Origin of the sequence: Hydrogenobacter sp. T-8 (assembly GCF_011006175.1) — a bacterium.
Lineage (GTDB): Bacteria > Aquificota > Aquificia > Aquificales > Aquificaceae > Pampinifervens > Pampinifervens florentissimum.
Window position 1 is genome coordinate 47,206 of the sequence record NZ_CP048795.1, and the last position, 16,360, is coordinate 63,565.

General features: G+C 44.5%; 25 protein-coding genes. 24 read left to right on the forward strand and 1 reads right to left on the reverse strand.

What is annotated here, in order from left to right; all coding sequences use genetic code 11:
- Window position 1 precedes the first annotated feature (1 nt).
- A complete protein-coding gene (locus G3M65_RS00285) occupies window positions 2–487 on the reverse strand; it encodes a helix-turn-helix domain-containing protein (RefSeq protein ID WP_173832583.1) in 486 nt (161 codons plus the stop codon).
- 48 nt (window positions 488–535) lie between these two features.
- On the opposite strand from G3M65_RS00285, the gene G3M65_RS00290 reads away from it, so the two are divergent.
- From G3M65_RS00290 to G3M65_RS00405, 24 genes are all read left to right on the forward strand, one after another.
- The gene (locus G3M65_RS00290) at window positions 536–832 is read left to right on the forward strand and encodes a helix-turn-helix domain-containing protein (protein ID WP_173832584.1); all 297 of its coding nucleotides are present in this window, start codon (window positions 536–538) and stop codon (window positions 830–832) included.
- A complete protein-coding gene (locus G3M65_RS00295; RefSeq protein WP_173832585.1) occupies window positions 813–1,283 on the forward strand; it encodes a hypothetical protein in 471 nt (156 codons plus the stop codon). Before G3M65_RS00290 ends, G3M65_RS00295 begins: the two co-directional genes overlap by 20 nt.
- Before the next feature lie 45 nt (window positions 1,284–1,328).
- Window positions 1,329–1,559: a hypothetical protein gene (locus tag G3M65_RS00300; protein WP_173832586.1), complete on the forward strand. Its 231-nt coding sequence runs from the start codon at window positions 1,329–1,331 to the stop codon at window positions 1,557–1,559.
- Entirely contained in the window at window positions 1,556–1,798 is a 243-nt protein-coding gene (locus tag G3M65_RS00305; RefSeq protein ID WP_173832587.1) for a hypothetical protein, read from the forward strand. Before G3M65_RS00300 ends, G3M65_RS00305 begins: the two co-directional genes overlap by 4 nt.
- Window positions 1,799–1,803: 5 nt before the next feature.
- Entirely contained in the window at window positions 1,804–2,523 is a 720-nt protein-coding gene (locus tag G3M65_RS00310) for a RecT family recombinase (protein ID WP_173832588.1), read from the forward strand.
- On the forward strand, window positions 2,520–4,124 hold the full coding sequence (locus tag G3M65_RS00315) for an RNA polymerase factor sigma-54 (RefSeq protein WP_173832589.1): 1,605 nt from the start codon (window positions 2,520–2,522) through the stop codon (window positions 4,122–4,124). The genes G3M65_RS00310 and G3M65_RS00315 overlap by 4 nt, the downstream gene beginning before the upstream one ends.
- Window positions 4,121–5,518, forward strand: coding sequence for a hypothetical protein (locus G3M65_RS00320; protein ID WP_173832590.1), 1,398 nt, complete (start codon window positions 4,121–4,123; stop codon window positions 5,516–5,518). The genes G3M65_RS00315 and G3M65_RS00320 overlap by 4 nt, the downstream gene beginning before the upstream one ends.
- Window position 5,519: 1 nt before the next feature.
- Complete coding sequence (locus tag G3M65_RS00325; protein WP_173832591.1) at window positions 5,520–6,209, forward strand: ATP-binding protein; 690 nt, start codon at window positions 5,520–5,522, stop codon at window positions 6,207–6,209.
- Window positions 6,210–6,211: 2 nt separating this feature from the next.
- Window positions 6,212–6,739, forward strand: a complete 528-nt coding sequence (locus tag G3M65_RS00330; RefSeq protein WP_173832592.1) for a hypothetical protein — start codon at window positions 6,212–6,214, stop codon at window positions 6,737–6,739.
- Window positions 6,729–7,217, forward strand: a complete 489-nt coding sequence (locus tag G3M65_RS00335) for a hypothetical protein (RefSeq protein ID WP_173832593.1) — start codon at window positions 6,729–6,731, stop codon at window positions 7,215–7,217. The genes G3M65_RS00330 and G3M65_RS00335 overlap by 11 nt, the downstream gene beginning before the upstream one ends.
- The gene (locus tag G3M65_RS00340; protein WP_173832594.1) at window positions 7,201–7,452 is read left to right on the forward strand and encodes a hypothetical protein; all 252 of its coding nucleotides are present in this window, start codon (window positions 7,201–7,203) and stop codon (window positions 7,450–7,452) included. The genes G3M65_RS00335 and G3M65_RS00340 overlap by 17 nt, the downstream gene beginning before the upstream one ends.
- The gene (locus tag G3M65_RS00345) at window positions 7,434–8,102 is read left to right on the forward strand and encodes an ATP-binding protein (protein ID WP_173832595.1); all 669 of its coding nucleotides are present in this window, start codon (window positions 7,434–7,436) and stop codon (window positions 8,100–8,102) included. Before G3M65_RS00340 ends, G3M65_RS00345 begins: the two co-directional genes overlap by 19 nt.
- Entirely contained in the window at window positions 8,099–8,812 is a 714-nt protein-coding gene (locus G3M65_RS00350; RefSeq protein WP_173832596.1) for a hypothetical protein, read from the forward strand. Before G3M65_RS00345 ends, G3M65_RS00350 begins: the two co-directional genes overlap by 4 nt.
- A gap of 573 nt (window positions 8,813–9,385) precedes the next feature.
- Complete coding sequence (locus G3M65_RS00355) at window positions 9,386–9,664, forward strand: helix-turn-helix domain-containing protein (RefSeq protein WP_173832597.1); 279 nt, start codon at window positions 9,386–9,388, stop codon at window positions 9,662–9,664.
- Between the two features lie 10 nt (window positions 9,665–9,674).
- Window positions 9,675–9,971: a PDDEXK family nuclease gene (locus G3M65_RS00360; protein WP_173832598.1), complete on the forward strand. Its 297-nt coding sequence runs from the start codon at window positions 9,675–9,677 to the stop codon at window positions 9,969–9,971.
- The gene (locus tag G3M65_RS00365; RefSeq protein WP_173832599.1) at window positions 9,940–10,239 is read left to right on the forward strand and encodes a hypothetical protein; all 300 of its coding nucleotides are present in this window, start codon (window positions 9,940–9,942) and stop codon (window positions 10,237–10,239) included. The genes G3M65_RS00360 and G3M65_RS00365 overlap by 32 nt, the downstream gene beginning before the upstream one ends.
- A gap of 38 nt (window positions 10,240–10,277) precedes the next feature.
- A complete protein-coding gene (locus G3M65_RS00370) occupies window positions 10,278–10,526 on the forward strand; it encodes a hypothetical protein (RefSeq protein ID WP_173832600.1) in 249 nt (82 codons plus the stop codon).
- A complete protein-coding gene (locus G3M65_RS00375; RefSeq protein ID WP_173832601.1) occupies window positions 10,526–11,020 on the forward strand; it encodes a phage protein Gp27 family protein in 495 nt (164 codons plus the stop codon). Before G3M65_RS00370 ends, G3M65_RS00375 begins: the two co-directional genes overlap by 1 nt.
- The gene (locus G3M65_RS00380) at window positions 11,010–12,311 is read left to right on the forward strand and encodes a terminase large subunit domain-containing protein (protein WP_173832602.1); all 1,302 of its coding nucleotides are present in this window, start codon (window positions 11,010–11,012) and stop codon (window positions 12,309–12,311) included. The genes G3M65_RS00375 and G3M65_RS00380 overlap by 11 nt, the downstream gene beginning before the upstream one ends.
- Entirely contained in the window at window positions 12,292–13,485 is a 1,194-nt protein-coding gene (locus G3M65_RS00385; RefSeq protein WP_173832603.1) for a hypothetical protein, read from the forward strand. The genes G3M65_RS00380 and G3M65_RS00385 overlap by 20 nt, the downstream gene beginning before the upstream one ends.
- Window positions 13,485–14,333 (forward strand): minor capsid protein, encoded by an 849-nt coding sequence (locus tag G3M65_RS00390; RefSeq protein WP_173832604.1) that lies wholly within the window; start codon window positions 13,485–13,487, stop codon window positions 14,331–14,333. Before G3M65_RS00385 ends, G3M65_RS00390 begins: the two co-directional genes overlap by 1 nt.
- 32 nt (window positions 14,334–14,365) lie before the next feature.
- Window positions 14,366–15,055 carry a hypothetical protein gene (locus G3M65_RS00395; protein ID WP_173832605.1) on the forward strand — a complete coding sequence of 230 codons (690 nt, stop codon included), beginning with the start codon at window positions 14,366–14,368 and terminating at the stop codon, window positions 15,053–15,055.
- 3 nt (window positions 15,056–15,058) lie between these two features.
- Window positions 15,059–15,463 (forward strand): hypothetical protein, encoded by a 405-nt coding sequence (locus tag G3M65_RS00400; protein ID WP_173832606.1) that lies wholly within the window; start codon window positions 15,059–15,061, stop codon window positions 15,461–15,463.
- Window positions 15,463–16,359: a N4-gp56 family major capsid protein gene (locus G3M65_RS00405; RefSeq protein ID WP_173832607.1), complete on the forward strand. Its 897-nt coding sequence runs from the start codon at window positions 15,463–15,465 to the stop codon at window positions 16,357–16,359. The genes G3M65_RS00400 and G3M65_RS00405 overlap by 1 nt, the downstream gene beginning before the upstream one ends.
- The last annotated feature ends 1 nt before the right edge of the window (window position 16,360 follow it).

The window sequence follows — 16,360 nt, forward strand, 5'->3', positions numbered from 1 at the left end:
CTTACTCCTCCTCCAGTTGCTTATAAAATTCTAACCCGTCTTCCAGTGCTTTGAAAAGTATTTCACTCTCTATCCGTTGCCTTCTCTTTAGTGCCTTTTGCCACTCTGGCATCAGTCTTTTTGCTACATATTCGGATACTCTATAGACTTTCTTTGTCGTCGGCTTTATGCCCTTTTGCCTGAAAAGTTCTATGACCTTATGCACTATCCACCTGAGAAACTCCTCCTCTGTCTGTGGCATATTCTCCTCAAACATCTCCCCCTCGCCAGTTTTGAGCCATCGGAGGGAAACACCAAAGGTGCGGGAGATGGCTATGAGGACTGACTCTTTTGTTGGCTCGCCTGCTTCTATCTTAGAAAGTCTTGACTGAGAAATACCGATTGCGTTTGCAAATTCTTTTTGTGAAAGATGTAGAACTTGCCTAAGAAACTTAATCCTTTCGCCAATATTCTCGTAAATATGATTTAAATCATATGCGGAATGCATTTTCCCCTCTTGACAAGTATGCGTTTTGCATATATACTTATCCCTACCATGCAAACCACCATTAAGGAAATTATAAGGCAGGAATGTAGGAACAGGGGGATATCTCTCTACAAACTTGCGAAAGATCTTGGAATTAACCTTTCCTATCTTAGTGCCGTTCTCAGTCTTACAAAGGTTTCCAGACCGACAATCTTCAAGATAGCCGACTATTTGCATCGTCCCGACCTCCTATTCGTTTATGAGAAAGAATTAAGGTCAAGGGTTGTAGAAAGCAAGTCTGAAAAATCTACGCAAGAAAGCACTATCAATAAAGGAGGTGAAGAAGATGTTCGAGGAAGTCTTTAGAAAGTTTATAAGGCTCAAGGGAGCGTTCACTATGGCGAATGCTCTAAACACATCGGAGAAAGCGGTTTATAGCTGGAGTATGGAGGAGGATAGCCCGTTTTTCCGGAGAAACCCTTTGCATAGGGCTGTTGAGGTGCTTGATGTTCTAAAGAGGTATTCTCCAGAACTGTTATACGAGGTTCTAAGCGAGATTGCGGAAAGATACGGATATAGGCTTGAAAAATTGCCTGCAGAAGAGGACATAAAGCTCTCGAAACTCCTTAAAGAAGTTAGCGACGTGCCACAGGAACTTATAAAAGCCTACGAAGATGGGAATCTTACAGAAGAAGAGATAGAAAAAGTCATTAAAGAAATCCAAGAAGCCCAGGAGGTATTAGCCAAAAAGAAGGCATACCTCCAGTGGAGGCTGGAGCAAAAGAAACCCATAAGGTTAAGGAGGTCTTTAGGGTGAAAAAGGGCTACCCACCCGAGAGCAAAAACTCTCAGGAGGTGCAAAATGAGCACGATTTATTTAAAAGAAGTTAGGCTTAATGGCACAGAAGTGCAAGTGTTAGACCTCTTTCGGTATCGGCATTTTTGGTTTGATGCCGAGAGGGTCGCAGTTGAAACAAGCAAGGGTTGGGATGTCTTTGAAATAGTCAAGTGGGAAGAGTTGTCAGAAGTCCCTACCTTGCTTGTCAGACACATAGGCAGGCTCTCAAGCCTGCCAGTGGAGGTGGCGGGATGAAAGAAAAGACAAAAGAGAGGCTGGAGGACTTGTTTTTTGTTAGCTTAGCTGGATTGTTTTTTGTCTCCGGTGCGTTCTTGTGGCTTGGTTTTAATAACAAGCTAACAGAACTGCAAGCAGAGAATACAGCGCTCAAGCATCACATGTCTCTGCTTTGCAATTATATAGACAGCCTGCCAAAACGCTACAGGGCTGTCTATGAAGCATGCCTTGAACAAGAAAACAAAGAAAGGAGGTAATAGACATGAGCAACATAGCACTCGCACAAGACCAAAAGCAGGTCGTAGAAATGGTGAGGGTATTATTCCCTCACCTGCAGGATGTCTCAGATGTAGAGGTGGCTAAAGCCATAGCCACCGCCAGACACTTGGGCTTAGACCCCCTCAGGAGAGAGGTCCACTTTGTCCCCTTCAAGGGAAGGGTGCAGTTGGTGGTAGGGTATTTGGAATACATCAAAAGAGCCGAGAGAAGTGGTAAGTTGAATGGTTGGCAGGTGAACGTAAACGGGGACACGGCAAGAGTAGTAATATATCGCAAGGACTGGGATCATCCCTTTGAATGGGAAGTCAGCCTGCAAGAAGTCCAAAAAGACACGCCAACGTGGAAACAGATGCCCCAATTCATGCTCAAGAAGGTCGCTATATCCCAAGCCTTCAGGCTATGCTTCCCGGAAGAACTGGGGCATATGCCATACACGGAGGGGGAGGTAGAAGAAGACTATGTAGAGCCAGAACGACAAGAGCAAGAGAGGGAAGTCAGGAAAATAACAGAGGCACAACAAAAGAAGATAAGGGTCTTGCTGAAAGACTTGGGGCTAAAAGACAGAAATGAGATACTGTCCCTCATATCTAATATAGTGGGGCGAGAGATAGAAAGCTCACAAGACTTAACACTTCAGGAAGCGTCGCTTGTTATAGATGCCTTAACGCAAGAACTTCAAAACAGACAGGAGGTGGAGCAATGATAGTGAAGTTGAAAATCTCAGATATTGTCATTCCCCAGGGGCTTCTGCCCCGTGTTTTGACTGGCACGGTGGCGGAGGTGGTGGAAAGGTATAAGGAAGCTCTGGAGCTTGGTGAAGAGTTCCCACCTATAAAGGTATGGAAGAGGGAAAGCTCCTATTGGCTTATTGACGGGGTGCATAGACTAAGTGCCTTGAGAGAGCTTGGAAAAGAGTATGTGGAAGCAGAGCTGGTAGAGTGCAAGGGCGAGCTGGATTTCAGGGTTAAGGCTATACAAGAAAACATTAAGCACGGACTGGCTCTGAGCTTAGAGGAGATAAAGGAAAATGCACGCCTGCTTTTCAAAGCTGGGCTGAAGGATGTGGAGGAGTTGGCAAGGGTGTTCAAAAAGTCAGAGAGAACAATATATCGCTATGTGGAAGACCTTATGGAAGAGGAGAAGCAGAACCTAAGAAAGCAGGTTTTAGAGCTGAGAGAGAAGGGACTTTCATTGCAGCAGATAGCAGATCAACTGGGTATAGACAAGGCTACCGTCAGTAGGTGTTGCAAAATTGACAAAATGTCAAAAATGCAACTTTCCCTCCCTCCCACCAAGGAAGGCTTAAAACTCTTTTCGGAGTTTATGGAGCTTATAGATGTTGAGACACGAGGTCTCGCAGAAAGGTGGCAGGCTTTTCTATCCGCAAGAATGGCAGAGAGAGGCTTTGAAATAGAAGGAGACCCTGTTAAGTTCTTAGCTGGCTTGATAGATGAAACAAGGGATGTAATAAAGAGGTTTGCAGAGGCTGGTTGGGATGTTGTAGAGAAGGCGGTGGAGAGCATTGACTGGGTGAAGGAGTTGTCCGCGAGGGCGAGAAAGACTTGGCTTGAGAGGAGCAAAAGATATTGGGAAAGTATAAAAGAAGAACTGGAGAAGAAGAAGGAGATAGAAAGGCTTGTGCTGGAAACTGCTAAGGAAATTCTCGGAGATCCTGTATACATCTTTAGCAACTGGAATAACCTCGCACATGCTATCAGGAGCAAAAAGGAAGACTTCAGACAGGTAGTGGAAGGGGAGATAAGAGACATCCTGTTAAAGCATTCGGACGAACTGCTTGAAGTGTATAACAGCATCCCCGAGATAACAGAGGAAGAATGGGAGCAGATAGCGGGTAAAAAGGCAATGAATTATGACGAAGCTATGGAACTTGCCAAACTACACAATAGGAGACTACCCTATGCCACGTGGTTAGCGTGGCATCAAAAGGTGGAAGCCTCAGAAAGAGCCTTATCCTCCCCCACCTCCCTCCCTCCTTCTGACTTGGCGGGTTCTCAGCCCGCCCTTTCTAATGAGGAAGAAGATGAATGGGTAAAGGGTTGGGAAGAGGCATGGAGGGAAGAGCAGGAACGCAAGAAACAAGAGAAACAGGAGCAGGAGAAACAGGAGAAAAAAGAGTTTAGACCTATACCACCGGAGGAAGAGCTGGAAAGATGGTCTGAAGAGATATTTAGGATAGTTGCTTTCGTGGCGGAGAAATACCCAGAGTATTTTGAGGAGTGGTGGGAGGAGATAGTGAAAGAGGTGAGAGATGGCATAGAAATCAGAAAGAGGTCGGGAAGATGAGTCACAAAAAGATATATAAGCTCAGGCAGGCTGGGCTATCCATCAGGCAGATAGCCCAAGTCCTGGGCTTGCCTATTGCCACTATCCATAGGATTCTCAGCAAGGGGAAAGGGAAAAGAGGAAGACCAGAGAAATACACAACAGACATGCTCCCGGCACAGGTGAAAGAAAAACTGAAGGCGTTGCTATTAGAGGTGAATACGGAGAAAGGAAGGAAAAGAACCACGAGCTTGAGAAGGATACACGCACTGCTAGAAATCGAACTCAGGATGGTAGGGGTCAACACGCTCTACGGCTTTTATAAGCTAACGGAGAGGTTTGTAAAAGAGGAATGGGGCAGTTGGGAAAGGCTGGAACTGGCAAGGAAAGGTGTAAAAGAGGCTCCGAAGGTCAGTAAGGGCAAGATAGCGAGAGATAAAGGCATAGTGGAGATAGACGCAACGGGCTACAGCTACAAAGGGAAACTCTATGCCGTGATGCTGGCTCTGGAAATATACTCAATGCGGATATTGGGCTTTTACATCGTAGAAAACAAAGAAAGACAGGCATCGCACTATAACAAAGCATTTAGCAGTTTAGATGTTGCTAAGTTTATGCTGTCTCTCTTTTCAGAATACGGAGTGCCAAAGGCGGTAAAAACGGACAACGAGAAGATACTCACATCCGAACATATAACGAGAAGCCTATCCGAGCTTGGTGTGGAAATACGCAGAACAAAGCCATATCAGGCGAACCAGAAGCTCATAGAACGGGTCATCCGTGAGCTAAAAGATATAGCAAGAGTTGCGAGAGGAGCAAGCACCATAGAGGAGCTTTTCTCCCAAGTCATAGACACATACAACAGGCAGGAACACCGTTTTGAACACTTTCAAAAACCAGTATCTCCTGCGGAGGTAGAGCTTGAAGGCTTTAAGGAAGTAGATGAAGACGCTCTAAGAAGAGCCTTTGCAGAAAGATACGAGAGGGTAGTAAGGAACAATAGCATAAGGATAGACAATCTCGTATACGAGTTTTATATGCCCACGGACGCAGAAAAAGGGCTTGGCAGGAGAAAACAAGCGGATAAAGTTGTGTGCTTGAGGGACATAGAGGACATTACAAAACTGGAAGTCTATAGTGTTAGTGGTGAGTTTTTGGGAGTTGCAAGGCTTATCTCTACAGAATTGCCAGCACTGGAAACGATAGAGTATAAGCAGGTTAAACAGAAAGAAAAAAGACAAGCCAAAAGAGAAAAAGAGCTAAGGGAGGAGCTAAGGGAGTTGCAGGAGGCAAAAATACAAGAGACGCAGGAGGACATCTTATCACTACTGCTTGTAGAAACTAAAGCCGAGACAAGTGAGGAGGGGCAGGGAGAAGAGGAAATAGACATTCTAAAACTCTTTGGAGGTGACTAAGATGGTTCACGCAGAGCAAGTTCTTAGAGACACAGTTAACGCTCTCGTAAGGATTAGGGAGCAGACAGGTTCCCCAGTTCATGCTCTCGTGTGGGGCGTGTGGGGGAACGGCAAAACCTTCTCCGCACACAAGATAAGACAAGAAAGACACGATGTATTTTATTACAAAGCCCCAGCGGAGGAAGTGAGTGCATCCAAGCTCGTAAAAGGCATAAGTCTTGTGCTTGGGGCAGGGTCTAGACAAAGCAAAGAAGCAACGCTTGACCTCTTAAGATATACGATAGCCTCTCGCAATATCAGACCAATCGTTATCATAGACGAGGCTCAAAGACTGCTAAAAAGACCCTTACTCATGAACGAGCTAAAAGACCTTAGCGAAGACCCTGACTTTGCCTTGTGTTATATCTTCCTCGGAGACCAAAGCCTTCCACGTGTAGTCCAGAGCACACCTCATAGTCTCCACAAAAGAGTAGTTATACGCAGAGAGTTAGAACAGATAACAAAGGAAACAATACAGACAGTTTTGAAAGAGAAAAAGGTCAGCGGGGATGTGGATGAGTTTTTTACACTTGCAAAAGAGCGTGGCTGGACAACTCTGGACGCATACTTTACCGCAACCGCATTGGCAAAAGCTGGGTTAGAGGCAACAAAAGACAACATCCTAAAGGTAGCCAAAGGCCTGGGGAGGTAAAGATGTTTACAGACGGCTTTATCTGGGCAAAAATGCTTGAGCTTAAGGTTTTCAGGCCCGAGGATGTGGTTAATAGTCTAAACCCACCACGTGGCTTTAGGAAGTGGGTAAAGCAAAAAGTCCACTCCCTAATAGCATCGCAAGTCAAGAATGGCTTGTTAAGGAGACTTGTAGAAAACCCGCCCGTTTTTGCTACATGGCTTGCCACTGAGGAAGACATAAACAAGGTCATGAAGTCCTGTCTTGTATGTGGCAAGCTCTTTATCCCAAACAGGTCTGACTACAGATATTGCTCAAGAGAATGTCACATGAAAGCTAAGCAAGAGAGGACGAGACGGGTAAGAAAAGCTATGGGTGTAGGAAGCGTAAAAAGAAAGTGGACACAAGAGGAACTGGAAAGGTTGCGGGAACTTGTCTACAGAAATGCACGATACGGCGAATACGAAGAGCTTGCAAAGGAACTTGGCAGAACAAAAAAGGCTGTAGAGAGCAAGGTGCAGGAGCTAAGGAGGTTGGCACATGCGACATGAGACAATCCTGAAAAGGTTAACTGAGATACTGCAGGAAAAAAATGGCAAAAGGGCAAAGGAGAAGCTAATAAGACTGGTGGAGGAGCTATCCGCATACCTGCAGAGACAGGAGGAGAAGAAAGCAAGATATGGCAAGGCAATACAGCACCTAATGGGGTGGTATCTACAGCTCTGGGAAGGAAACCCGCCCGAGAAGGTAGGCAGGGCGAATTGGCAGGATATTGTCGGCAAAATCTTGCGAGAACTGATAATCATATACGAGCAGAACTCTCTCGGCGTAGACGATCTCAAGAAAGACTATGAGGATTTTTTAAAGTTAAGGGAAGGCTGGCTGAAAGGCGATGGGTCTATTTCTCGTTTCAAGGCGGTTTTGCCAAATTTGAAACAGACAAAGGGTAGCAAGTGGGTAAGTCCAGAAAATGCCAGAGGGATAGACAAATACCTCTGGGAGGAGGGCGATGATGAACTTCCGTTCTAAACAGCGTGAGGCTGAATACTACGGAATGGAAGCGCGTAAGTTAGTGCAGGAGGTAGAAACAAAGCTAAAGAACTACTACGGAGAGCAAGACTACGAGTTCATATACAAAACAGTTATGAGCTTGATTGCCTTAAAAGGGCTCATGTGGAGCAAGAGTCTATCCCACAAGAAAGGGGCATATACGGGAGCAAAAAGGCTTAAGGAGGAGGTGGAAAGATGGTTGCAAGGAATTTAAACGAAGTGAAAGAGATGTTTAAAGATAAGGCTGTGCTTGGGATATATGAGCAGGACACATATTACGATGTGGTGCTAAAAGATGGAGTGCGAAGGGTCAAAAGAGTGATACCGCTGGAACATATAGCAAAAACTTTAATACACTTAGACTTCCCTAAGCGTATAGTGTATAACCTCAAAAACACACAAAAGACGGACAACATAAAAGAAGTTGTAAACATTATCCCAAGCAGAAGCTTAATCCTCACAGGGCAAGCAGGCACGGGCAAAACGCATGCGGTGGTATACACAATAGCACATCACATGCGGTATCACAGGATTTTCAACCCTTTGTATGTGAGTATGCCCGTGATAGAAGACTTTAAAGCCGTAAGAAGTGCATATAAGGAGGCAGATATTGTAGTTCTTGACGATGTTAACAGAGTGTTGAGAGACTATCATCTTGACCTTGTGAAAGAGATTATCTATTACTGCTACAACGAGTTGAAGAAGATTGTGATAATAACGAACTTGACGGCTAATGACCTTCTACAACTTCTTGCTGATGAGCCTATCGCATCAAGACTAAGAGAAATGTGTGTAGTGAAAACCTTCAAAGGTCAGGACTTACGCTTGCAATCAACAAAATCCTATAAAGGAGGTGCAACATGAGCACATTGCTCAAGCTCCAAACCATTACAGCCCAAGTGGTCTGTATGACCACGTCAGAACTTCTGGGCAGTTTGCCCGCCAGCGAGGAGCTCCTTGAGAAGTATATCAAGTCAAAAGCACTCAAGGAGCTACAAAAACTTGAAAAACAGCTGGCTCGTGCAAAAGAGCCAGAGGAGGCGTTTGCGTTAGAACAAAAAATAGAAGAATTGCAGGAAGCGGTCGGAGAAGACACTCCTATATTGCCAACTGCAGAAGACAGGCTAACAGTGTTCGCACGGGACGAAGAGGATAACATTTGCCTGCTTGGTTATCAGATAACTGGCATGTTAAAAGAAACAGCACAGAATTTCTCTGACGCAAAAGGACTAAAAAACGCCATAAGCAGGTATGTAAGCGTGAAAGAGAGGTTTATAACGCTTTACGAAGATGAAGACCTAACCAAACCCTTGAAAAACCCAGATAGGATTTTGGAAAGACCCTTAAGGGCTTTCACGCCACAGGGGTTTATAGTTTCAATAGCAAGGAGCGAGCTTGTAGAAGAGCCTGCGTATTTCAGGTTTACCCTACAGGTTGTCAAAACTCCAAAGACGCCCTTTACCACCGAGGATATAAAAGCCTTGCTGGAGGCGGGAGGGGAACACACAGGGCTTTTGCAGTGGCGTTCTGCAGGATATGGTAGGTTTAAAGTGCTTGACTTTAAAGTTCTGTAATGTCCTACCCAGTCCCATGCGGGGCTGGGGGATATTTTGTATTGGCAGTGTATCGTTGTGTAACAGCGAGGTCATGTTACGTGATGTTGTGTGATGTAGGGGTTGAGCTGTGTCCAGCAAAGTGGTGCGAGGGCGGTGTGTGGTGTTGTTGGACGACGATGTTGCATTGCGTCGGCTTCGCTCGTAAAGTGATGTATCGTTTTGTTAGGGCGGCGCGGTGCATGGTGGCGTTACGCCATGCCCTGGTGCTGTAGTGTCGTGTGCGGGTTTGGTAAGGCGCGGTGGCGCTTGGCATCGGTGATACAGGGCATGGTGATGCTTTGTTAAGTATAGGCATGGCTGTGTTAAGCAATGTGGGGGCTGAGCAGGGCGCTGCTTGGCACCGCATAGGCAGGGCTTAGCGGGGTGATGTGATGTTGTGGAAGCTAAGCAGTGTTTTGTTCCGGCGAGGTCTTGTATGGCATGGTAACCCCCGTAAGGGTAGAGCGATGTAAAGTCCGCAGAGTAGGGACATGGTTGGACTTGAAAAATTTGCAAGGAAAAAGAGAAACTCGGATGCAATTTATTACAAACATGAAGTTATACACAGTTAGGGAAGTTGCCAAAATTTTCAAAGCGAGCGAGCGAACGATCTACACGTGGATAGAGGCGGGATATTTAAGAGCTGTGCAGATAGCGGAAGGAAACATGATAAGAATACGGGAAGAAGACCTAATAGATTTTATACAAAGACATCTTACAATCCCAGAAGATATTCCCCAGACTCTCAGATCGCCAAGCAAATCACGGATCATCGCTAACATGAAAGCTAACATGAAATCTCTGCTTGAAGAGGGTGAGAGCCTAAAGTAGCTTACTCTTTATGTATCGTAAGGGAGCACGAGTAGAAAGAGAGATAAAAAAGCTGTTTGAAGATAACGGCTTTAAAGTCGTCAGGTCCGCTGGGTCTAAGGGGGAGACAGACTTATATATATCTAATAAGGTAATATCACTTGGCATACAGGTTAAAGCCAGAAAAACCGTTGGACTTTATAGTCTGCTTGGTTCTGCGGACGCACTTGTCATAAAAGCAGACAGACAAGAGCCACTTATAGTCATGCCCCTAAAAACCTTCCTGGAGGTTGTAAATGGAAAGTGTAGCAGTGTTAGGACTTTTTAGGATATTGTCCGAGGATGTGTTGCCCGTGGTTGTGCTTATCATCCTGCTTTATCACATGTGGCACATAAACAGAGCCATAGACAAAATAGAAAAAACGATAACCACGCTAAAAGAAGATGTAGCACTTCTCGAAAAGAACAAGATTGACAAAGACGAACACTTGCAGGATGTGTCGGGGTGGCGGTGGGAAATTCAAAGATTGGAAGACAGGATGGAGAAATTTTTTGACAGACTTACGGAGCTTATACAAATGCTAAAGGAGAGGTAAGCATGAGACAAGCATCGTTAAGGGGCAAAATATTGCATTTGCTAAGGAAGACAATTAACGGGCTTGATAAGGACGGAATAGTGCATGTTTTTTATCAATACTACAAGCTGTCTGAAATAGAAGAGGCATTGAGGTATCTGGAAGACAAGGGATACATACAAGCTGAGGATGTAAAAATAAGCCCGAGGCTTTCTTATAAGTTCTATAGGATAACTGCGAGAGGAATAGACTTGCTTGATGGCATAGTAGAAGAAAAAGGCATAGCAATCCCAGAGGAGGACTTCTAATGCCTCGCAGAAGCAAAGCAACGCTTTTAGACATAGTTGACTACATAGTGCATCTCTATCACAACGAGAAGAAGACAATAAGAGAGATAGCAAGCATTCTGAAGGCTGAAGGTTATGACATTTCATCAAGCTCTATTCATAGAACACTGCGAAGTTATTCAGAAACTGCTAAGGAGCTTTTTGAAATAAGAGAAGAGGTGAAGGCGCTCTTTGAAGCAGTAAAAGAAAACCCAGCCACAGACAGCATTGAAGCAATTGTTAATATAGTCTCTGCGAGATTATTGAAGTTTGTGAAAGACATAGAGAGCTTTGACTTTGATGACCCGCACGAACTCGTGCAAGCCATACACAAGCTCGCCACATCCGCCGAGAAATTGCAGAGATATAGAGAAGAGAGGCTAAAGAAAGCGATGCAGGAGCTTGAGAAGTCGCAAAAGGAAACCTTTAACAAAGAAGAAGTTCTTAAGCTGTTGCGTGAAGTCTATGAGGGATAATATCCTTTTGCCATACCAGAAAGAAGCTCTGCAGGGTATAGAAAGCAAAAGGTTTTCTGTGCTTATGTGGGCAAGGCAAACGGGTAAGAGTTTTCTTGTAAGCTACTATGCGATAAAGAGATGTGTGCAGTTCAATAATCATAGAGTAATCGTCATATCGCCTTCTGAAAGGCAAAGCAAAGAGCTACTTGACAAAGTTAAAAGACACGTGCAGGCACTGAAAATCGCTGGTGTAGAGTTTTTTGAAGACACAGAAGTCTTTCAACTTGAGGCAAGGTTTCCAAACGGCTCAAAGATAATTGCCCTTCCCAGTAAGCCCGAGACGGTCAGAGGTTTCTCCGGCGATGTGATAATGGATGAGACTGCGTTCTTTGAAAAAGGCTTTGAAGTGTATCAGGCGGTCTTCCCAACCATCACAAGAAACAGAAACTACAAGCTAATAGCGATATCCACACCCAAAACCAAGAAAGACCTTTTTTATCACCTGTGGCACATAGCACAAGAAGACCAAGCGAACTGGTTTTCTTACAAGCTAACGATATACGATGCGGTCAAAAAAGGTTTAAATATAGACCCAGAAGAGCTCAGAGCTGGCATAAAAAACGAGCTTGCTTGGAGGTCTGAATATCTTTGTGAGTTTATTGACGATGAGGATGTTTTACTGCCTTATGAAGTAATTCAGGCATGCGAGGAGGATGGCGTAGAGGTTCCAGATCTCAGACTTCTAAAAGGAGACATATATGTAGGTATAGACATAGGAAGACGCAAAGACTTAACAGTTATAAGCATCTTGGAAAAACTCGGCTCTGTGTTTTATCTTAGAAGGCTTGAGGTCTTACAGGGGCTACCTTTCTCTGAGCAGTTGAGAATAATTGACCACATTGCAAGCTTTTCACGGCGTGTTGCTATAGACGAGACTGGTATAGGAATGCAAATGGCGGAGGAACTTCAGAAACGCTGGGGTGAGGTGAAAGTGCAAAGAGTTTACTTCACCGCAAAAGTTAAAGAGGAGTTGGCAGAAAGGCTTAAGACAGTTTTTGTGGATAAGCTAATACGAATACCACCAGACCCACAACTGAGAGAAGACCTGCATTCCGTGAAGAGACTTGTTTCCGATGCCGGAAACATACGCTATGAAGGACACACAGAGGACGGGCACGCAGATAGGTTTTGGAGTTTAGCTTTAGCAGTCTATAGTGCTAAAGAGCCCCACAAGGCAATAACGCCTATAGTCTTTTACAAACCGTCAGCACAAGTAAAGGAGCTGTGGCATGTGGAAAGAGCTATTTGAAAAGATAAGACGAGGGCTAAAACCTGCGAGACAGAGTATAGAGCCCGTTACTGCTGTTTTACCAAAAACAAAAGACATAAGGTCAAGACTTATAGACCCTCGCTTCCCTCGCAGTGCTCTACTTGAGATAGAGCGTGCGGTTTTTACCAATCCTGTGCTTTCGCAGATACATAACCTTGTTATAAACCTTGCGAACACAGGACACAGCGTAGAGGCGGACGAAGGAATAAAAGAGGAGATTAGTAAGCTTGCAGAGAAGTTAAACACAGACAGTCTTGTTAACAGTTTATTTTCTCAAATAATCCTGTATGGGTGCATATCTGCAGAGGTAGTAGTATCTGAAAAGCTTGACGGTATTGAAAAAATTCACAGGGTGCATCCCGCAAATGTATATTTCCTATACGATGAAGAAAGTGATAGCTTCAAGCCCTATCAGGTCGTAGCAGATAAGACCATAGAGCTAAACCCAAACACATATCTTTACATACCGCTCCTAACTATCGACGGCTCGCCTTATGCCATTCCTCCGATGCTGTCCGCCCTTAGTCTCGTAGACACAACTGATAACCTCATACAAGAACTAAAAAGTCTTGCAAATAAGATAGGTCTCTTAGGCTTTCTTGATATATCATTCCCCGAACCCCCGCGCAGTCCTGCAGAGACGGAGACGGAATATCAAAAGAGAGCAAGAGAGTTTCTACAAAACACAGCACAAGACATAGCGGAAAACATAAACAAAGGCATTTTGCTACACTTCGAAGGCACACAAGTGGAGTTCAAGGACATATCAACGAATGCAAGCGGGCTAAAAGAGGTTATGAGCATAACAGAGAAATGGCTCATAGAAGGAGCAAAGGGACAGCCCGCACTACTCGGCTTTTCAGAAGGGCTGACAGAAACATGGGCAACTGTTAGCTTGCATATTTTTATATCGCAACTTAAGAACTATCAAAGACTTGTAGAAAGGTTTTTGGAGTATATTTATAAGTTACACCTCATCCTTGCAGGCTATAGCTTTGATGACATAAATGTGTCTTTTGCGGAACCACCAAACTTTAGAGCGAAAGAAGAAGAAGAAGCCAGAAAACTCAGGGTGGAGTGGGTCATACAACTGTTGCAGGCTGGCGTAATAGACATACAAACTGCAAAACAGCTTGTGGAGGAGTTCATCTGATGGATGCATACAGACCAGACCCAGAGATAGAGAAACTTTTAAAGCTCGTTCTACCAAGCCTCAACAAGGGGTTTAAAGAAGCATTAGAGTATGCACTCGCAAGGGCAAAGTATTTTGTTAGCTTTGAAGATTTCACGAGAATACTACTTGACAAACTTGAAGAGAAGATGAAACTGCCGGATGCGGTAAAAGGCAAGCTGTGGGAAGAACTTGAAAAGATATACAACAATGCAGTGCAGGAGACTGTTTTAGAGATAGCGCAGACTGGCAAGTTTATAGACTTCAGAATGCCTGACACCAGAAGCGTAGAGTATGCTCTAAAACTACATGACTTTTACCTTGGCAAGTTTTTCCAAGGGGACAAACAACTAAGGAAAAGGGTTCTTAACTGGATGAGTGAGTATTACTTACAAGAGGGCAACCCCATAGGCAAGGGGCAAAAGGGTATAAAAGAATTCCTGAAGCATTTCAAAAATTACATACAGCCACAAACCGAGTGGAAGGCAAGGCAGATAATAGATACATCTGTCAACTTCCTAAGGAACGCAGGTAAGATAAGAACATTACAACACGCAAGAGTGGAATACTATCGCTGGGATGCGACAAACGATAGGCTTACGTGCAGGATATGCAGGAGTTATGATGGCAGAGTTTTCAGGACTGCAGACGCAGTAAGGATTCTTGACGCCTTAGAGACTACACAAGACCCGGGGCTAATAAGAGAGTTAAAGCCTTTTGTAAACAAGCCAGTCGACGGACTTAGCGACAATATGCTACCCACGAAGCTCCCCCCTTTGCACCCACACTGCCGATGCAGAGTCGTAGCACACTTTGAAATCTCTGCTTGATACACAGATAGCCCAAAGCTAATATCAAAAGCATGTATTTAACTCTTAACTTTGTTGCGGAAGGGATAGAAGAGACTGACGAATACATAGAGTTTACCGTAAGAGCTTTGTCTGCAGACACGGAAATCCAGACTGGTAAAGGCACGGTAGTCTTCCCCTCAGAAGTTCTTATAAAAAGACAAGCAGACTTAATAGGCAAGCCTCTGCTTTTAGACCACGAGTGGAAGGTGGACAAAATAGTGGGGGTTGTGGTGCATAGCTGGTTTGATGACGCACAAAAAGCTCTCATGGCAAGGGTAAGAATTGCAAAGGAGGGTAATGAAAAACTTATAAGCCTTATAAAGCTTCAGCCAAGTCCAATAAGGTCTGTGTCAATAGGTGCAATCGTTAAAAAACAAGAGGGTCAAGTAAAAGATATAGAGTTCAAAGAAATATCTCTGGTTTTTGAAGGAGCAGACCCAAACGCAAAAATAATGGCAGGCAGATACGAGGACATAGAACTTTCTACTTCAGAGTGGTGGGATGACCCAGAGCTGAGAGATAAAGCTCCAAATGACTTCTTCTTAGACCCATCCTCTCGCAGATACCCATACAAAACGTGGGATGGGAAAATCTCCTGCGAGAGACTTAAAGCGGCTATGCAGTTGTCCTCTTTGCACGGACACAAGCAAATATATGACAGAGCTAAAAGGCTTTATGAAAAACATTGCAAAGGAGGTTAAAGCATGTTAGACAAGGAGACAATTTTGACACTTAGCAAGGAAGAGCTACAAGAGGCGGTTGAAACACTTCAGCTCAAAGTTCAGGCGCTGGAAAAGGAAAGGGACGAACTCAAGCAACTTGCAGACATAGGCAAGAAATACTACGAGCATTTACAGACAGAAGCGATAAGGCTCGTGCGTGCGGTTGACGGAGAAAACGCAGCAATACTGAAGCTCATAGACAAAGCAGATGTGGACACTCTAAAAGCGATAGTTGATAACTATCAAGAGAAAGCAAAAGAGAAATTCAAAGCATCTGCAACCCACACACAAGAAGAACCACAAGTCTTTAGTAAGGAATGGCTTGAAAAAGCAAGCTATCAAGACCTTATAAAACTCAGACAAAAACTTTATGAGGAGGTAAGATAATGAGCACAGTTAGCAGGACAACACACCCAGAGCTTTTCCCCCTTTACTACGAGAAGAAGCTGCTTGAGTATGTAAAAGCCAACCTCGTAGCCACAAGGTTCGGACAAAGAAGAAGCCTTCCTGCCAACTCTGGAAGAACTATAGAGTTTTACAGGGCAAATCCGAAACCCATAAACACTACGCCCATCACAGACCAGCCCACGCCCCCTGCTACAGCACTTCCAAACCTTACACCGATACAGGTGACCGTGCAAGAATACGGCGATAGCATAGACCTGTATGAGTTTACGGACATGACTTCTTTTGTGCCACTTGTTGACTACATAACAGACATCCTCGCAGATCAAGCCCAAAGAAGTTTAGACACGATAGCCATGAACGAGCTTTGCAGTGGCACGAATGTGCTTTATGCAGGAGGAGTGAACTCCAGGTCTGCACTGGTGGGAACGCAAAAGCTTACAAAGACAGACATAAGAAAAGCTGTAAACCTTCTGCAGAGAGAGAATATCCCGCCTTTTGAGGATGGCTACTATGTGTGTCTCATACATCCAGACAAGATCCTTGACCTCTTTACAGATGCTGAATTAATACAACTCGCAAACGCTAATATGTCTGCTTTTGAAAAGGGCTTCGTGGGTCAGTTTGCAGGCGTGAAGTTTTATGTGTCTACCACTTTGCCTATAGTAGACAACGGTGGCACGCCATCTGTCCCAGTTTATCAGACTCTCGTGCTTGGCAAGGACGCTTATGGCATCGTGGACTTGGACGGGACGACTCTGAAGATGGTGCAAACGAACGTAGACAGACTTGGAAGGGTAAAAACCCTCGGCTGGAAGGCTTACTTTGCAGTTAAGAGACTCTACGAGCCCGCAATAGTAAGGATAGAGAGCAACTGAT

What these genes read in the sequence shown, in the direction of transcription:
- G3M65_RS00305 (WP_173832587.1), top strand. Translation starts at nt 1,556, where the DNA reads ATGAAAGAAAAGACAAAAGAGAGGCTGGAGGACTTGTTTTTTGTTAGC.
- G3M65_RS00350 (WP_173832596.1), top strand. Translation starts at nt 8,099, where the DNA reads ATGAGCACATTGCTCAAGCTCCAAACCATTACAGCCCAAGTGGTCTGT.
- G3M65_RS00400 (WP_173832606.1), top strand. Translation starts at nt 15,059, where the DNA reads ATGTTAGACAAGGAGACAATTTTGACACTTAGCAAGGAAGAGCTACAA.
- G3M65_RS00340 (WP_173832594.1), top strand. Translation starts at nt 7,201, where the DNA reads ATGAACTTCCGTTCTAAACAGCGTGAGGCTGAATACTACGGAATGGAA.
- G3M65_RS00365 (WP_173832599.1), top strand. Translation starts at nt 9,940, where the DNA reads ATGGAAAGTGTAGCAGTGTTAGGACTTTTTAGGATATTGTCCGAGGAT.
- G3M65_RS00325 (WP_173832591.1), top strand. Translation starts at nt 5,520, where the DNA reads ATGGTTCACGCAGAGCAAGTTCTTAGAGACACAGTTAACGCTCTCGTA.
- G3M65_RS00385 (WP_173832603.1), top strand. Translation starts at nt 12,292, where the DNA reads ATGTGGAAAGAGCTATTTGAAAAGATAAGACGAGGGCTAAAACCTGCG.
- G3M65_RS00285 (WP_173832583.1), bottom strand. Translation starts at nt 487, where the DNA reads ATGCATTCCGCATATGATTTAAATCATATTTACGAGAATATTGGCGAA.
- G3M65_RS00290 (WP_173832584.1), top strand. Translation starts at nt 536, where the DNA reads ATGCAAACCACCATTAAGGAAATTATAAGGCAGGAATGTAGGAACAGG.
- G3M65_RS00380 (WP_173832602.1), top strand. Translation starts at nt 11,010, where the DNA reads ATGAGGGATAATATCCTTTTGCCATACCAGAAAGAAGCTCTGCAGGGT.
- G3M65_RS00300 (WP_173832586.1), top strand. Translation starts at nt 1,329, where the DNA reads ATGAGCACGATTTATTTAAAAGAAGTTAGGCTTAATGGCACAGAAGTG.
- G3M65_RS00310 (WP_173832588.1), top strand. Translation starts at nt 1,804, where the DNA reads ATGAGCAACATAGCACTCGCACAAGACCAAAAGCAGGTCGTAGAAATG.
- G3M65_RS00320 (WP_173832590.1), top strand. Translation starts at nt 4,121, where the DNA reads ATGAGTCACAAAAAGATATATAAGCTCAGGCAGGCTGGGCTATCCATC.
- G3M65_RS00295 (WP_173832585.1), top strand. Translation starts at nt 813, where the DNA reads ATGTTCGAGGAAGTCTTTAGAAAGTTTATAAGGCTCAAGGGAGCGTTC.
- G3M65_RS00345 (WP_173832595.1), top strand. Translation starts at nt 7,434, where the DNA reads ATGGTTGCAAGGAATTTAAACGAAGTGAAAGAGATGTTTAAAGATAAG.
- G3M65_RS00330 (WP_173832592.1), top strand. Translation starts at nt 6,212, where the DNA reads ATGTTTACAGACGGCTTTATCTGGGCAAAAATGCTTGAGCTTAAGGTT.
- G3M65_RS00360 (WP_173832598.1), top strand. Translation starts at nt 9,675, where the DNA reads ATGTATCGTAAGGGAGCACGAGTAGAAAGAGAGATAAAAAAGCTGTTT.
- G3M65_RS00375 (WP_173832601.1), top strand. Translation starts at nt 10,526, where the DNA reads ATGCCTCGCAGAAGCAAAGCAACGCTTTTAGACATAGTTGACTACATA.
- G3M65_RS00390 (WP_173832604.1), top strand. Translation starts at nt 13,485, where the DNA reads ATGGATGCATACAGACCAGACCCAGAGATAGAGAAACTTTTAAAGCTC.
- G3M65_RS00355 (WP_173832597.1), top strand. Translation starts at nt 9,386, where the DNA reads ATGAAGTTATACACAGTTAGGGAAGTTGCCAAAATTTTCAAAGCGAGC.
- G3M65_RS00335 (WP_173832593.1), top strand. Translation starts at nt 6,729, where the DNA reads ATGCGACATGAGACAATCCTGAAAAGGTTAACTGAGATACTGCAGGAA.
- G3M65_RS00315 (WP_173832589.1), top strand. Translation starts at nt 2,520, where the DNA reads ATGATAGTGAAGTTGAAAATCTCAGATATTGTCATTCCCCAGGGGCTT.
- G3M65_RS00395 (WP_173832605.1), top strand. Translation starts at nt 14,366, where the DNA reads ATGTATTTAACTCTTAACTTTGTTGCGGAAGGGATAGAAGAGACTGAC.
- G3M65_RS00405 (WP_173832607.1), top strand. Translation starts at nt 15,463, where the DNA reads ATGAGCACAGTTAGCAGGACAACACACCCAGAGCTTTTCCCCCTTTAC.